This is a genomic window from Stenotrophomonas sp. NPDC078853, assembly GCF_044901215.1.
Classification (GTDB): Bacteria; Pseudomonadota; Gammaproteobacteria; order Xanthomonadales; family Xanthomonadaceae; genus Stenotrophomonas; species Stenotrophomonas lacuserhaii.
In genome coordinates this window covers 21,989-36,935 of the sequence record NZ_JBJDOQ010000011.1, presented here as the reverse complement: position 1 = coordinate 36,935, position 14,947 = coordinate 21,989, and the positions used below count along the sequence as shown (strand labels likewise).

Genomic DNA, 14,947 nt, shown 5'->3' with positions numbered 1-14,947 from the left:
GGCCTGCCCACCCGGCGCCTCACACGTAACCGGCTTCAAAAACGCAGCGCCGCCGCAGAAGCCCACCGCGCCGCCACCCGCGGCGAAGTGATGCACACCGCCAGGTCGGTCACCGTGGTCACCGCCCGCTCCAGCAGCTGGATGTCGGCTTCATGCTGCCGCGCCACGTGCGGATCTTCGAAGAACACCGCGCGCTGGCAGCGCCCCTCCAGCACCTGGTCGGCGATCTGTGCATCACCGCCCATCGGGCCACTCTGGTAGCGCGTCACCCACGGCGTATCGGCCGGCCAGCCGCGGCTCCACGCCAGTTCGTTCAAGCGCTGGCCGGTGGTACCGGTACCGATCCGCGAAGCAAACCGCGACAGCACGGCGAAGTGCTCGTCGGCGAATGCCAGCATCGCCGGCTTCATCGCATCGTGCGCGATCAGCGCCAGGGTCTGCCCTTCGAACCGGTGCAGGTCGTCCGCGGCCGCATCGGCGGCGAAGCCGGCGTGCAGGCGCTCCACCTCCACCCAGTCGCGCGCGCTGGCCACGGTGGAAATGAAGGGCTTGGCATGGATCACGCACTGGCGCTTGAGCGCGATCGCCTCCGGGAAAATCGATGACGGATCGACCGGGTCGATCAGGTAGATGGCGCCGTCCAGGCTGCGCTCGGCGCCCATGCCGACCACCTCGGCCACCAGCTTCATCAGCCCGCCGTCGCGGCCATACGGATACTGCCGGACCAGCGGATCGCCCCGCAGCGGACCATGCTGCTGGATCGCATCGAAGGTGCGGCCCACCGCATGCAGCGAACACTGCAGGTCACGCAGGCCCGCCTCACTGGCGCGCAGGAAGCGGAACAGGGCCGCTTCGCCATCATGGTGGTGCAGCCGGTTGGCGGCCAGTCCAAGTCGCATACGGAGATTCTCCAGGGGGCACTGCCGAAGTGTATGCGCTGGATCACGCCGGGCGTCGTCGTTTATGCAGCAATCCTGATGGTGCCCAGCGATGAGCCTGCTAGCGTCGGTGGATCCTGGATTGCGGAAAAGGACATCTTCGTGACGCCGTGCGTTGTCACCGTCTGCCTCGCCCTGGGATCATTCATGCTGCCGGCGCCGACGCGGGGGCCGCTCGTCGTTGCGGGCCTGTTGCTGGCGCTTGCCGGCATCGCCCTCGTGCAGGCGAACGGCTACTGGCGGCTGCGCGACGAAGTCCGCCGCAGCCGTGACGTGCAGCGACTGATCGACGAGGTATCCAGGAACCTGCCGGTGGTCGTGTTCCAGGCGCGGCGCGCGCGCGACGGAGAAATCCACATCGAACTGTTGGCCGGGGACACGCCGCAGCTGTTCAGTGCAACGCCGCGCGAACTACAGGACGATCCTTCGCGCATCCTTGCCGCCATCCATGCCGCTGACCACAAGCGGGTGCTGTCGGTGTTGCTGCGCGCGGTGCGTCGCATCTGTCCGGTGGCGCTGCGTTTTTCCGCCGAAGGCGTACGCGGGCCACGGCATGTCGCCATGCACGCATGGCCCCGTCTGGAAGCATCCAGCGAGCAGTGCTGGACGGGTTACTGGATGGACGTGTCAGACGCCGACGCCCGTGCACAGGCGATCCTCCGCGCGCATGCGCAGGCCGCTGCGGATGCGGCCGAGCGTGAGCAGATGGTCTCCAGCCTGGGGACGGGGATCGGCGCACCGATGCACGTGCTGCTGCAGCGCCTGGCACGGCTGCGGGGTGCACCGCTGGACGCGCACCAGCGTGCGGTGATGGCCACCCTGGACGACGCCGCGTCGATGCTGGGACGCATCCTGGACGACGTTGCCGCTCTGTCCGCAGGACGCGCCGAGGGCATGGACCTGCAGGACGGGCCGGTCGACCTGCGCGCGCTGGTGCAGAGCGTGGAGGCCCTGCTGCGGCCGGTCGCACAGTCCAAGGGTCTGTACCTGCACCAGCGCGTGGGAGCACGGGTGGCCACGCAGCTGCTGGCCGACGCCACCCGCCTGCGGCAGGTGCTGTTCAACCTGGTCGGCAATGCGATCAAGTTCACCCGCCACGGCGGTGTATCGCTGTCCCTGCAAGCGCTCGAAGACACCGCCCACGCGCAGCGGTTGCGGCTGGTCGTGGCCGATACCGGGGTGGGCATCGCGTTGGAGCGGCAGGAGGCGGTGTTCGAGCCGTTTGCCCAGGCCGAGCGCTCCACGACGCGCCAGCATGGCGGGTCCGGGCTGGGACTGGGCATCTGCCGCCAGCTGGTCACCGCGATGGGCGGCACGCTGGCCCTGCGCAGTGTGCCCGGCCAGGGCACGGTGGTGGAAATCGAACTGGAACTGCAGCACGCCTCCGTGCCGCTCGCAGGTGATGCCGTGGCGAGCAACCTTGCCGATCCTGGCTGCGGGCCGGACGCATCGCGGCGCAGCGGATCGTCGCCCCGCGTGCTGGTTGCCGAAGACCATCCGACCCAGCAGCTGTTGATGCAGTGGTGGCTGCGCGGCATGGGCCTGGATGTGGAAGTGGCCGGCGATGGCCTGCAGGCGCTGGCGTCGTGGCGCCGCGACCCACCCCGGCTGCTGTTCACCGATGAGCAGATGCCCGGCCTCAACGGTGCCGGGCTGGTGCAGCACATCCGCCGCGAAGAACAGCAGCGGGGCCGTGCGCCCGGGCCCATCATCGGCATGACCGCCGATATCGACGGTATGCGGGGGATGGCCCTGGACCACCTGCTCGCCAAGCCGATCAGCCGGCGCACGCTGCACGATGCGATCGCCAAGGTCGCGCCCGGGCTGTTGGACGCTGGCGCTGCGCCGGCAGCACCGTGCGCCGGGGTTGAATGCAGCGATGCGCCGACCCTGGCGTCATTGGTGGCCCGCTTCGGTACGGAGGACGCCGCCCGCCAGCTGGTACAGACGCTGCGCGCCAGCCTGGAAGAGGACGGGGCGGCACTGCAGGACGCGTGGCACCGGGCGGACCAGCGCATGGCCTCGCAGCGGCTGCATCGCATGGCCGGCGGCGTGGGCAGCCTCGGACTGGCGGCGCTGTCCACCCACCTGCGCGAGCTGAACGAGGCGCAGGTACCGCCATCGCGCGCCCAGCGCGACCAGTTGCATCACCGCCTGCAGCGCTGCATCGCGCACCTGCGCCAGCTGGAAGGCTAGCGCAGCTGCGCGCAGGGTCACGCCAGCAGCAGGCGCACGATGCTGGCCGCGGCATCGCGCCCTTCGGCTACCGCGGTCACCACCAGGTCCGCACCGCGTACGGCATCGCCGCCGGCGAACAGCCGCGGGTGTGCGGTCTGGAACGGCAGGCGGTCCTTGCCGCCGACCTGCAGGCGACCATTGCCGGTGGATTCCACGCCGTGCGCGGACAGCCATTCCGGCGCGCTGGGCGAGAAGCCGAAGGCGATGATCACCACGTCGGCTTCCAGCAGCGATTCGCTGCCCTCGATCGGCACCGCGGCCTGGCGGCCATCGGCATCGGGCGCGGCCAGCCGCGTCTCCACCACGGTCACGCCGATCGCCTCATCGTCGGCACCGGCTTCGATCGACAGCGGCTGGCGGTTGAACAGGAAGCGCACGCCTTCTTCGCGGGCATTGGCGACCTCGCGCGCGGAGCCGGGCATGTTGGCTTCGTCGCGGCGGTAGGCGCAGGTAACGCGCGCCGCACCCAGGCGGATGGCGCTGCGCACGCAGTCCATGCCGGTATCGCCGCCGCCCAGCACCACCACGCGCTTGCCGGTGAGGTCGGGCAGGCTGATCTGGTCTTCCCAGCCGGCGATCGGGCGGCCCTGCGGATTGTCGCCGCTGACGATGCGGGCGTTCTGTACCAGGAACGGCAGTGCCGGCAGCACACCTTTCAGGTCCTGCCCATCCAGCCCGCCGTCGGTATAGCGGTAGGCACCGGTGCCCAGGAACACCGCATCGTGTCGCTGCAGCAGGTCATCCACGGTGACATCGCGGCCGATCTCCACGCCCAGCCGGAACTGCACGCCCATGCCTTCCAGCACCTCGCGGCGCTTGCGGATCACGTCCTTGTCCAGCTTGAAGCTGGGGATGCCGAACTGCAGCAGCCCGCCGATCTGTTCGTAGCGGTCGTATACCACCGCGGTGATGCCGGCACGCGCCAGGCGGTCGGCGCAGGCCAGCCCGGCCGGTCCGGCACCCACCACCGCCACCGTGCGCCCGGTGGGCTCCACCGCGCTCAGGTCCGGACGCCAGCCGCGTGCCAGCGCGGTATCGACGATGTATTTTTCCACCGCCCCGATGGTCACCGCGCCGAATTCCTCCAGCGTGCAGCTGCCTTCGCAGAGGCGGTCCTGCGGGCACACCCGGCCACACACTTCCGGCAGCGGGTTGGTGCTGTGGCACAGCGTGGCGGCTTCTTCGATGCGGTTTTCCTGCACCAGCTGCAGCCATTGCGGGATCGCGTTGTGCACCGGGCATTTCCAGCTGCAGTACGGGTTGCCGCAGTCCAGGCAGCGGCCGGCCTGGTACTGCGCCTCCTCCTTGCCGAACTTGCCGTACAGCTCGCCCCAGTCGCCGGAGGTGCGGAGTTCCACCGGGATGCGCTGCGGCATCGTCCGGGGCAGGTCGAGGAACTGGAAAGCGTGCTTGCGACTCATGGCGGGCTCTGCCTTTCGGCTTGGAGGTGCTGCCGGCCAGCGGCCGGCACTACCGATGAAAAGGGCGGGGTCATGCGGCGCGGCGCAGCGTTTCGGTCAGCGATTCGATGCTGGCGGCCTTGGGCTTCACCAGCCAGAACTTGCCAATGTAATCGCGGAACTCGTCCATGATCTGCTGGGCCCAGATGCTGCCGGTCAGCTCGCGGTGGCGGCCGATCAGCCGATGCAGGTGCTGGCGGTAGTTCTCGAAGCCTTCGGCGGAAACGCGGTGGATGTCGATCAGCTCGTGGTTGTAGCGGTCGACGAAATCACGGTCCACGTCCAGCACGTAGGCCAGCCCGCCGGTGAAGCCGGCGCCGAAGTTCAGGCCGACCTTGCCCAGCACCAGCACCACGCCGTCGGTCATGTATTCGCAGCAGTGGTCACCGGCGCCTTCGATCACCGCCAGCGCGCCGGAGTTGCGCACCGCGAAGCGCTCGCCGGCCCGCCCGGCAGCGAACAGCTCGCCACCGGTGGCCCCGTACAGGCAGGTGTTGCCGATGATCGCGGTGCTGCGGGCTTCGAAGCGCGCGCCGCGTGGCGGACGCACCACCAGCCGGCCGCCGGCCATGCCCTTGCCCACGTAGTCGTTGGCTTCGCCTTCCACTTCCAGGTGCAGGCCACCGACGTTGAAGGCACCGAAACTCTGCCCGGCGGTGCCGCGGAAGCGCAGCTCCAGCGGTGATTCGGCCATGCCCTGGTTGCCGTGCGCGCGGGCGATGGTGCCCGACAGGCGGGTGCCGATGCTGCGGTCGGTGTTGTGGATCAGGAAGCGATGGTCGCCGCCGCGCTTGTGCGCGATGGCATCGGCCAGCAGCCCGTCCATCTGCGTGGCCAGGCTGTCCGGCGATTCGTACAGGCGCTGGGCGGCGCAGTGGCTGCCTTCGTAGCTGGCATCGGCGAGCAGCCGCGACAGGTCCACGCGCACCCCTTCGCGCGGCGCGGCATCGATCTGCCGCAGCAGTTCGGTGCGGCCGACGATCTCCTGCAGCGAACGCACGCCCAGGTGGGACAGCCAGCCGCGCACTTCCTCGGCCAGCAGCCTGAAGAAGTTCTCCACGCGTTCGGGCTGGCCGGTGAAGTAGTTCTCGCGCAGGCGCTCGTCCTGGGTGGCCACGCCGGTGGCGCAGTTGTTGAGGTGGCAGATGCGCAGGTACTTGCAGCCCAGCACGATCATCGGACCGGTGCCGAAGCCGAAGCTGTCCGCGCCGAGGATGGCCGCCTTGACCACGTCCAGGCCGGTCTTCAGGCCGCCATCGGTCTGCAGGATGGTGCGCGCGCGCAGATCGTTGCCGACCAGCGCCTGGTGCGCTTCGGCCACGCCCAGTTCCCACGGCACGCCGGCGTAGCGGATGGAACTCACCGGCGAGGCGCCGGTGCCGCCGTCGTGGCCGGAGATGGTGATCAGGTCGGCGCCGGCCTTGACCACGCCGGCGGCGATCGTGCCCACGCCGGCATGGCTGACCAGCTTCACCGACACCAGCGCGGTCGGGTTGACCTGCTTGAGGTCGTAGATCAGCTGGGCCAGGTCTTCGATGGAGTAGATGTCGTGGTGCGGCGGCGGCGAGATCAGGCCGATGCCCGGCTTGGCGTAACGCAGGCGGGCGATCAGTTCGTTGACCTTGTGGCCGGGCAGCTGGCCGCCCTCGCCGGGCTTGGCGCCCTGGGCGACCTTGATCTGCAGCACTTCGGCGTTGACCAGGTATTCGGCGGTGACACCGAAGCGACCCGAAGCCACCTGCTTGATCTTGGAACGCTTCTCGGTGCCATAGCGGGCGGGGTCTTCGCCGCCTTCGCCGGAGTTGCTGCGGCCACCCAGGCGGTTCATCGCAATGGCCAGCGCTTCATGCGCTTCCGGCGACAATGCACCCAGGCTGATCGCTGCGGTATCAAAGCGCGGGAACAGTTCGCTGGCCGGCGCCACCTCGTCCAGCGGCGTCGGCGTGGCGGCCGGCACCAGCTGCAGCAGGTCGCGCAGCGCGGACGGCGGACGTGCATGCACGGCATCGCAGTACGCCTGCCAATGCGCCGGATCGCCCGAGCGCGAGGCGCGCTGCAGGGTCATGACCACGTCCGGGTTGTACATGTGGTATTCGCCGCCGTGCACGTACTTCAGCAGGCCGCCGACGTCCGGCTGCACCTGGTCGTCCCAGGCCTGCACGGTCAGTTCGCGCGCTTCGGCATCCAGCCGCGCGAAGCTGACGCCGCCGACCCGCGACGGCGTCTCCGGGAAGCACAGCTCGACCACGTCCGGCTCCAGCCCGACGATCTCGAACAGCTGCGCGCCGCGGTAGCTGGCCACGGTACAGATGCCCATCTTGGAGATGATCTTGGACAGCCCCTTGTACACGCCCTTGCGGTAACGGCGGCCGATCTGCGACTGCTCGCCGCCCTTGCTGAGCTTGAGGATGCCGCGGCGCCCGAGGTCGAACAGGGTCTGGTAGGCCAGGTACGGATACACCGCGGTGGCGCCGAAACCGAGCAGGCAGGCCATGTGGTGCGGATCGCGCGCAGTGCCGGTTTCCAGGATCAGGTTCACCTCGCAGCGCAGCCCGGTGTTGCACAGATGGTGGTGCACCGCGCTGGTGGCCAGCAGGGCATGCACCATCGGCCGGTCGGCCACCGGGTAGCGGTCGGACAGCAGCAGCATGACGATGCCATCGCGCGCGGCCTGTTCGGCCTCGGCACAGATGCGCTCGATGCCGGCCCGCAGTCCTTCCTCTTCGCTGTAGGACAGGTCGATCAGCCGGTTGGCGTCGGCGTACTGCTCCATCTTCAGCAGCTGGCGCAGCTTGCGCTGGCTCAGCACCGCCATCGGCGTGTCATCGCCCATCGAACCGGTGGCTTCCTGCTCGGTCTCCGCCAGCGGGCGCAGCACCTGCTCCACTTCCTCGGTGCTGAGCTGGTACAGCTTGTGGTAACTGCGCAGGGTGCGGGCGTCGAACGGTTCTTCCACCAGCGAAGGATCGATCAGTTCGGTCTGCAGGTAGGTCACGCCCTGCTGCAGCCACTGCTTGTACGGCGCGCGTCCGCGGTTGATGCGGTCCACCGCCTCCGAATCGAGCAGGTCGCCGCGCTTGAGGTCGATGGCGATCATCTCGCCCGGCCCCAGCTTGCCCTTGCGCACCACGCGTTCGGTCGGCACTTCCCACACGCCGGCTTCGGAGGCGACCAGGAAGTGGCGGTCGGAAGTGAGCATCCAGCGCGCCGGGCGCAGGCCATTGCGGTCCAGCGTGCACACCGCGTAGCGGTCGTCGCAGGCGACGATGCCGGCCGGGCCGTCCCACGGCTCGCTGTTGAGCCCGTGGAATTCGTAGAACGCGGCGAGGTCGGGGTCCTTGAATTCCAGCGACTGGGTCGCAGGCGGGACCAGGATGCGCAGCGCCTGGATCAGCTCCATGCCGGCGCTGACCATCAGTTCCAGCATGTTGTCCAGGCTCTGCGAGTCCGAACCGTGCATGGAGATCACCGGATCGAACTCGGCGATGTCGAAGCGCGGAGTCTTCCACACCTTGCTGCGCGCCTGCGCCCAGCGGCGGTTGCCTTCGATGGTGTTGATCTCGCCGTTGTGGGCGAGCATGCGGAACGGATGCGCCAGCGGCCAGCGCGGCAGCGTATTGGTGGAAAAGCGCTGGTGGAACACGATAGCGCTTGAGGCCAGGTCGCTGCGCTGCAGGTCCAGGAAGAAGCGCGACAGCTTGTCCGGCAGCACCATGCCCTTGTAGCTGATCGCGTTCGGGCTGAGCGTGGTGACGTAGTAATCGGCGTGGTCGCGCAGCGACTGTTCGCTGCGGCGACGGGCCAGGAACAGGGCCAGGGTGAAGCCGGCATTGTCCTGCGCTTGGCCGGCATCGACGAAGACCTGTTCGATGCGCGGCAGCGTATCGCGTGCCAGCTGTCCACAGACGCTGGGATCGGTCGGCACCACGCGCCAGCCGCGCGGCTGCGTGCCGGCCTTGGAGAGCTCCGCTTCCAGCGCGGCGCGGCACTGTGCGGCGGCGGTTTCATCGTGCGGCAGGAACACCACGCCGGCAGCGAAGCACGCGCCGACGTTGATGCCCGCTTCGGCGGCGATGGCTTTCAGGAACGCCTGCGGGCGACGCAGCAGCAGGCCGCAGCCATCGCCGGTCACGCCGTCGGCGGCGACGCCACCACGGTGGGTCATCCGCGAAAGCGCGGCGATGGCGGTATCCACGAGCAGCCGGGACGGCTGGTCATCCAACTGGGCGACCATGCCGAAACCACAGGCATCGCGCTCGTGTCGTGGGTCGTAAAGCCCGTGGCGGTTGCGGGGGGCCATCTTTGCCTCTTGGTCAGGTGAGCGGGGACTCCTGAGCCTGCCCACAGGACGCGCCGTGACCACTGGAATGAGGCTGCCGTGCCGGGACGGCAGGGAAAAGCGAAGTGGCGTCCTGGCGTTGGTCGATGCGACCGTTCCCCCGGCAGGGCCGATGCCCGTGCGGTGGCGTGCCTCCCCTGGCGCTCGCCAAGCGCTTTCGCGCTCACTCCAGGAGACAGGGCGCGCTACCTGGAGCGCGCGGGATGCCACCGGATGCTTCGACTAGACCATAGATGGTGCAATGCCGCAACACACGGTTGCACGCGCAACCAAGGCGCTGGCAAGTGCTTGCCAGCGCTGGGGAATCAGCCGCAGCGAAGGCCGCTGACCACGTCCTTCTCGTCAACTTCCACGTTCAGGCGCTCGCCCACGAACTCCATCGTGGTCATGTCGCCGGGGCGCAGCACGCGCAGCGATTTCGCGCTGGCATCCTGCTGGGCCTGGCTGCCGAGTGCATCGGTATAGGCCTGGCCGACTAGGCTCTGCACCTGGGTGGCATCGCAGTTGCCGATCGGTGGGGCTTCGGTCGCCTTGCCGGCTTCGTCGGCAGGGGCGGTGGCCTTTTCAGCGGCCTGCTGGGCCTGGGCGGTGACCGCATCCTGTTCGTCCATCGGCGGTGCCGAACAGGCGGCCAGCAACAGGGTGGCGGGGAGCAGGAGCAGGAAGGGGCGCGCCAGGCGCGGCAACTGCAGGAACGGCATGCGGACTCCAGGAACGTTCAAGGTGACAAAGGCGTGAGCATAGCGGCTGTTGGCCGCCCACGTGTTTGTGTTGCGTTATTGACGCGGCGTGCTCGGTGCGACCGCCACACTGCGCGCATGAGCCCACCCCCCGCAACCCCTGAAAAAGCCGCCGCCCGCGCTGCCGGACTGCGTTACGTGGACGACAGCCAGCCGGGCTACCAGCGGCGTCGGGCGGGAAAAGGATTCAGCTACCGCGACCCGGCCGGACACGTCGTGCGCGACGCCGAGGTACTGGCCCGCATCCGCTCACTGGCCGTGCCCCCGGCCTATACCGACGTGTGGATCTGCCCCTGGCCCAATGGTCACCTGCAGGCAACCGGGCGTGACGCACGGGGTCGCAAGCAGTACCGCTACCACCCCGACTGGGCGCGGGTGCGCGGGGAGGGCAAGTTCGACCGCATCATCGCCTTCGGCGAGGCTCTGCCGAAGCTGCGCCGGCACCTGCGCAACGACCTGAAGCGTGCGGGTTTCCCGCGCGAGAAGGTCCTTGCGATCGTGGTAGCGCTTCTGGCCGAAACGCTGGTGCGTGTCGGCAATGAAACCTATGCGCGCGAAAACAAATCCTTCGGCCTGACCACGCTGCGCAACCGCCACCTGGCGCTGGTGGCGGGCGGCCGGGTGCAGATGCGCTTCCGCGGCAAGTCCGGCCAGCACCACGAAGTGGAGATCGGCGACAGACAGTTGGCCAGGCAGGTGCGAAGCATCCAGCAGCTGCCCGGGCAGGCGCTGTTCCAGTACCGCGATGACGATGGCACGCTGCAGCCGGTGGATTCCGGTGAGGTCAATGACTACCTGCGCGAGGTGATGGGCGAGGAGTTCACCGCCAAGGACTTCCGCACCTGGGGCGGCACCGTGGAAGCACTGCGGGCCTTCGCCGCCACCGAGCTGCCCGAGCCCGCCAGCAAGACCGCACTGGCGGCGGCGCAGCGCGAGGTGGTGTGCAAGGTGGCCGACCTGCTCGGCAATACGCCGGCGGTGTGCCGCAAGGCTTACATCGATCCCAGCGTGTTCGACGGCTGGGAGCGGGGTGAGCTGGTGGCACTGGCCGGCCTGCGCGGGCCGCGCCAGTGGGAACAGGCGACCCTGCGCTACCTGCGCAGGGCGCGCCGGGTGGCGGCCAAGGTCAGCCGCAGTAAATCGCGGTGATGTTGTTGGTGCGACCGGTTTCAATCGTCACCCGTTCGCCGCCCTCGTGCGCGGCACCGGCGGCCGGATCGGCGCTGCCGCTGGCGGTGGGGCCACTGCGCTCGCGGCTGCCGCGCAGCACCTGCACCTGCAGGCTGTCACTGTCCACGCGGGCGCGTTCCACGGTCGCCGCCGAGGCCGCCAGGCCGACCGCGCCCTGCACCTTGTCCAGGTGGCACTGGCCTGAAATCACGCCGTCGATCGGCTGCACCTGGGCCACCGGCGTGCTGCTGCAGGCGGCCAGGGACACGGCCATCGCGGCCACGCTGAGATAACGGATCATCGTTGCAGCTCCAATCAGGTTCGAGGCGCCCAGACTGACGCCTGCGGCGTGGTGCCGGGATGAACGCGTGCACGTCACGGGCACGTTCCATTCACTGTTCGCGCCCGGCGTGGGCGGGATAGTGGGGCCTCCACCAGAACAGGAGATCGGCCATGTCGACCTGCGATGTCTGCGGAAACGACTACGACAAGAGCTTCACCCTGACCCAGGGCGGACGCAGCGGGACATTCGACTCGTTTGAATGCGCGATCCACGCGTTTGCCCCGCGTTGTGCCCACTGTGAGTGCGCGATCATCGGGCACGGGGTGGAGGGCGGAGGATCCATTTACTGCTGTGCGCATTGCGCGACCCACGCCGGCGTCGACGGTGTGGCGGACCGTGCCTGACCCGAAACCGCAGGAGAAAAAAGTTCATGGCAACCGCGAAAAAAACGGCGAGCCGCCAGCGCCGCCTCCAGAGTGAAGAAAAGGCCAAGGACACCGCTGCCGGAAAGCAGGCCAGCAAGAAGAAAACCAGCCAGGCCGGCACCCGCAGGCAACCGGAAAAGATGCCCGCGCAGAACATCGCCAAGCCCGGCAACGAAAACGAACTGGACCTGTCACCCCGTTTCCTCGCGCCCGACTACGTGGGCAGCGGGAAGCTGAAAGGCCTGCGCGCGATCGTCACCGGCGGCGACTCCGGCATCGGCCGTGCGGTGGCGGTGCTGTATGCCCGCGAAGGCGCGGATGTGGCGGTGCTGCACCTGGACGAACACGAAGATGCCGATGTCACCCGCCAGCACGTGGAGCGCGAAGGCGGACGCTGCATCGTGATCGCCGGGGACGTGCGTGATCCGAAGTTCTGCAATCGCGCGGTGAAGCAGGTGGCCAAGGCCTTCGGTGGCATCGACATCCTGGTCAACAACGCGGCCTTCCAGCTGCACTGCCATCGCCTGGAAGACCTCGATGATGCGCATCTGCAGGAGACCCTGCAGACCAACATCGGCGGTTACATCCAGATGGCCCGCGCCGTACTGCCGCACTTGGGCGAGGGCGCCAGCATCGTCAATTCGGGCTCGGAAACCGGCCTGTTCGGCAGCAAGTCGCTGATTGACTACTCCGCCACCAAGGGCGCCATCCATGCCTTCACCAAGGCACTGGCCAGCCAGCTGCTGCCGCGCGGCATCCGGGTCAACTGCGTGGCGCCGGGACCGGTGTGGACGCCGTTGAATCCGGCTGACAAGGCCGCCCCGGACGTGGGCGAGTTCGGCCAGGACAGCGACATGGGCCGCGCCGCGCAGCCGGAAGAACTGTCGCCGGCCTACGTGTTCCTGGCCGCGCCCAGCTGCTCCAGTTACATCAGCGGCGCGATCCTGCCGGTGATGGGCGGGCCGCGCGGCTGAGTAGAAACACTTGGGTGTAACACCTGCGGACCCTTTTGCCGTTCGTCGGCGCATGACCTTCGGGGGGTTGACTACATCTGTCGCCATGGGCACTGTGGCGACACGTGTAGTCACCCAAGGAACCGTGCCATGCACCGCAAGACGATCGGGGACCAGGAACTGGCCCTGCTGCAGTACATCGACGAAGCAGGAACGCCCAGCGTGGGCGAAGTGGCAGTCGGGTTCGGCGAGCCGCGCGGCCTGGCCCGGTCCACCGTGCTGACCATGATGGAACGCCTTCGTGGCAAGAACTACCTGCGCCGCGAGCAGGCCGATGGCATGTACCGCTACCAGTCCACGGCCGGGCAGGACAGCGTGGTGCAGGGCGCCATCGCGCAGTTCGTCGACCGCACGCTGCAGGGTTCTGTGTCGCCGTTCGTGGCCTATCTGTCGCAGCGCGACACGGTCAGCGACGATGAACTGGCCGAGCTGGAAGCGCTGGTCGAACAGCTGCAGTCACGCCGGCAGGAGGGCTGAGCCATGGACGCGAACCTGATCGTGCTGCTGGAACGGTTGGCCTGGACCAGCCTGCAGACTGCCCTGCTGGTGGCGCTGGTGTGGGGCGTCTGCCGCGTCGTGCCATCACTGGGTGCGGCCGCGCGCTGCCGGATGTGGTGGCTGGTATCGCTGCAGGCGGTGCTGGGCCTGTTCTGGGCGCAGCCGCTGCAGCTGGCGGTGCTGCCGGCACCGACGCTGGCGACCGGATCGGTCACGCCGGCCGTCGGTGAAACGCTGTACGTGCAGGCAGCTGCGCTGTCGGCACAGGGGCTGGCGATTGCCGATGAAGGCATCGCTTCGTCCGCGCTGGCAACCACGCCCTGGTGGGCACTGGCCCTGGCCGCGTTGTGGCTGGCCGGTGTACTGGCCATGGCCTGGCGGACCCATCGCGAATGGCGGCGAAGCCGCGCGCTGCTGGCCCATGCCACCCCGTGCGATGACCAGGCGCTGGTACACGCCCTGCAGCTGGCGGCCGAAGCGCATGGCCTGCGTCGCGCCCCGCGCCTGTGGATGAGTGCCGATATCGATGCGCCGCAGGTGGTAGGACCGCTGCGGCCGGTGCTGCTGCTGCCGGTGGGTGGGCATGCCCTGCAGGGCGATGCGCTGGACCTGGCGCTGACCCATGAACTGCAGCACCTGCAGCGCAACGACCTGCAGTGGGGCTTGCTGCCGGCCTTGGCGCAGCACCTGTTCTTCTTCCATCCGCTGCTGCGGCTGGCGGTCAGCGAGTATGCCCAGGCCCGCGAAGAAGCGGTGGATGCGGCGGTGGTGGACGGCCGTGGCGAGCGCCGCCAGGACTACGGTCGGCTGCTGTTGCAGCTGGGCGTGATGCCGCATCCGCATCTGGGCGTGGCCAGTGCCGCGCCCAGCCGGCAGAGCCTCAAGCGCCGCTTGATCTCGCTGCAGCAGCACCACGCCTGCCCGAAGGCGCTGACCGCGCTGCTGACCGCGGCCGTGCTGGCCGTGGCGATCCTGCCGATGCGCCTGGTTGCGGCCATGCCACCACCGCCCGCCCCACCGTCGCCACCTGCGGCGCCCGCTGCACCGGCTGCTCCGCCTGCACTGGCGGCACCGGAAGCACCGCCGGCGCCTGCCGCTGCGCCTGCACCACCCGCACCGCCGCCGGCACCGGCGAGCGCACGCAGCGGACACGCCAGCACCACCACCCATACCATCACCCGTGACGGCGGCCACCGCGTCACCAGCCTGGTCACCCATGGTCGGCTGGACCTGGGCGAACGGCCTGCGCGTGCGCACGTGCTGGTCACCGGCAACGAGAGCTATGCCGACGGTGCGCTGGATGATGTGACCCAGGCGAGGAGTGACCTGGGTGCGGGTGCAACGGGCTTCTGGTTCCGCCAGGGCGACCAGCGTTACGTGGTGCGCGACACTGCATTGTTGCAGCAGATGCAGGCCGCGTATGCAGATGCTGCGCGACTGGGCCAGCAACAGGCCGCCCTGGGGCTGAAGCAGGGGGCGCTTGGCCGCCAGCAGGGCGAGCTGGGCCGGCGTACCGGTGAACAGGCACGCGCGGCCGCGCAGCACGCCAGGGACACCGCGCGCAGTGCGCTGGGGGGATTGGACATCAACCGCGATGCGGCCGCGCAGGCGGCGCGTGCGTCGCGCGGTGTGACCCAGGACAGTGCCCATGACGAACTGGGCCGACTGGCCACCCGGCAGGGAGAACTGGGCAGGCAGCAGGCGGTGCTGGGCGAGCAGCAGGCGGTACTGGGCGAGCGTCAGGCGGAGGTGCAGGCACGTGCGTCGCGCGAAGCCGAAAAGGTCATCGCCAAGGCGCTGGCGGATGGGCGTGCGGTGCGGCTCTGAGCATCAACCAGGGAGC

11 protein-coding genes are annotated in these 14,947 nt (G+C 68.9%); 6 read left to right on the top strand and 5 right to left on the bottom strand.

All coding sequences use genetic code 11. From position 1 onward, the window contains the following. Nucleotides 1-35 precede the first annotated feature (35 nt). Nucleotides 36-899 (bottom strand): methylglyoxal synthase, encoded by an 864-nt coding sequence (locus tag ACI2JH_RS12175; RefSeq protein WP_319275782.1) that lies wholly within the window; start codon nucleotides 897-899, stop codon nucleotides 36-38. A 186-nt stretch (nucleotides 900-1,085) separates the two neighbouring features. Between ACI2JH_RS12175 and ACI2JH_RS12170 the strand changes: the two genes are divergently transcribed. Further along, on the top strand, nucleotides 1,086-3,134 hold the full coding sequence (locus tag ACI2JH_RS12170; protein ID WP_404736301.1) for an ATP-binding protein: 2,049 nt from the start codon (nucleotides 1,086-1,088) through the stop codon (nucleotides 3,132-3,134). Between the two features lie 17 nt (nucleotides 3,135-3,151). Here ACI2JH_RS12170 and ACI2JH_RS12165 read toward each other — a convergent pair whose 3' ends face one another. From ACI2JH_RS12165 to ACI2JH_RS12155, 3 genes are all read right to left on the bottom strand, one after another. Then, entirely contained in the window at nucleotides 3,152-4,597 is a 1,446-nt protein-coding gene (locus tag ACI2JH_RS12165) for an FAD-dependent oxidoreductase (RefSeq protein ID WP_182656553.1), read from the bottom strand. A gap of 70 nt (nucleotides 4,598-4,667) precedes the next feature. Next, complete coding sequence (gene gltB / locus ACI2JH_RS12160) at nucleotides 4,668-8,936, bottom strand: glutamate synthase large subunit (protein ID WP_404736300.1); 4,269 nt, start codon at nucleotides 8,934-8,936, stop codon at nucleotides 4,668-4,670. Between the two features lie 344 nt (nucleotides 8,937-9,280). Next, nucleotides 9,281-9,676 carry an I78 family peptidase inhibitor gene (locus tag ACI2JH_RS12155; protein ID WP_101101668.1) on the bottom strand — a complete coding sequence of 132 codons (396 nt, stop codon included), beginning with the start codon at nucleotides 9,674-9,676 and terminating at the stop codon, nucleotides 9,281-9,283. A gap of 117 nt (nucleotides 9,677-9,793) precedes the next feature. On the opposite strand from ACI2JH_RS12155, the gene ACI2JH_RS12150 reads away from it, so the two are divergent. Next, the gene (locus tag ACI2JH_RS12150) at nucleotides 9,794-10,864 is read left to right on the top strand and encodes a DNA topoisomerase IB (RefSeq protein ID WP_101101666.1); all 1,071 of its coding nucleotides are present in this window, start codon (nucleotides 9,794-9,796) and stop codon (nucleotides 10,862-10,864) included. Here ACI2JH_RS12150 and ACI2JH_RS12145 read toward each other — a convergent pair. Continuing rightward, the gene (locus ACI2JH_RS12145) at nucleotides 10,842-11,186 is read right to left on the bottom strand and encodes a hypothetical protein (RefSeq protein WP_404736299.1); all 345 of its coding nucleotides are present in this window, start codon (nucleotides 11,184-11,186) and stop codon (nucleotides 10,842-10,844) included. The genes ACI2JH_RS12150 and ACI2JH_RS12145 overlap by 23 nt on opposite strands. Nucleotides 11,187-11,338: 152 nt before the next feature. On the opposite strand from ACI2JH_RS12145, the gene ACI2JH_RS12140 reads away from it, so the two are divergent. The 4 genes from ACI2JH_RS12140 to ACI2JH_RS12125 all read left to right on the top strand — a co-directional run bounded on the left by ACI2JH_RS12140 (nucleotide 11,339) and on the right by ACI2JH_RS12125 (nucleotide 14,931). Next, nucleotides 11,339-11,572 (top strand): hypothetical protein, encoded by a 234-nt coding sequence (locus ACI2JH_RS12140; protein WP_182656551.1) that lies wholly within the window; start codon nucleotides 11,339-11,341, stop codon nucleotides 11,570-11,572. Nucleotides 11,573-11,598: 26 nt separating this feature from the next. Continuing rightward, complete coding sequence (locus ACI2JH_RS12135) at nucleotides 11,599-12,567, top strand: SDR family oxidoreductase (RefSeq protein ID WP_182656550.1); 969 nt, start codon at nucleotides 11,599-11,601, stop codon at nucleotides 12,565-12,567. A 129-nt stretch (nucleotides 12,568-12,696) separates the two neighbouring features. Then, nucleotides 12,697-13,083, top strand: coding sequence for a BlaI/MecI/CopY family transcriptional regulator (locus ACI2JH_RS12130; RefSeq protein WP_057508951.1), 387 nt, complete (start codon nucleotides 12,697-12,699; stop codon nucleotides 13,081-13,083). Nucleotides 13,084-13,086: 3 nt separating this feature from the next. Next, nucleotides 13,087-14,931: a M56 family metallopeptidase gene (locus ACI2JH_RS12125; protein ID WP_404736298.1), complete on the top strand. Its 1,845-nt coding sequence runs from the start codon at nucleotides 13,087-13,089 to the stop codon at nucleotides 14,929-14,931. Nucleotides 14,932-14,947 lie beyond the last annotated feature (16 nt).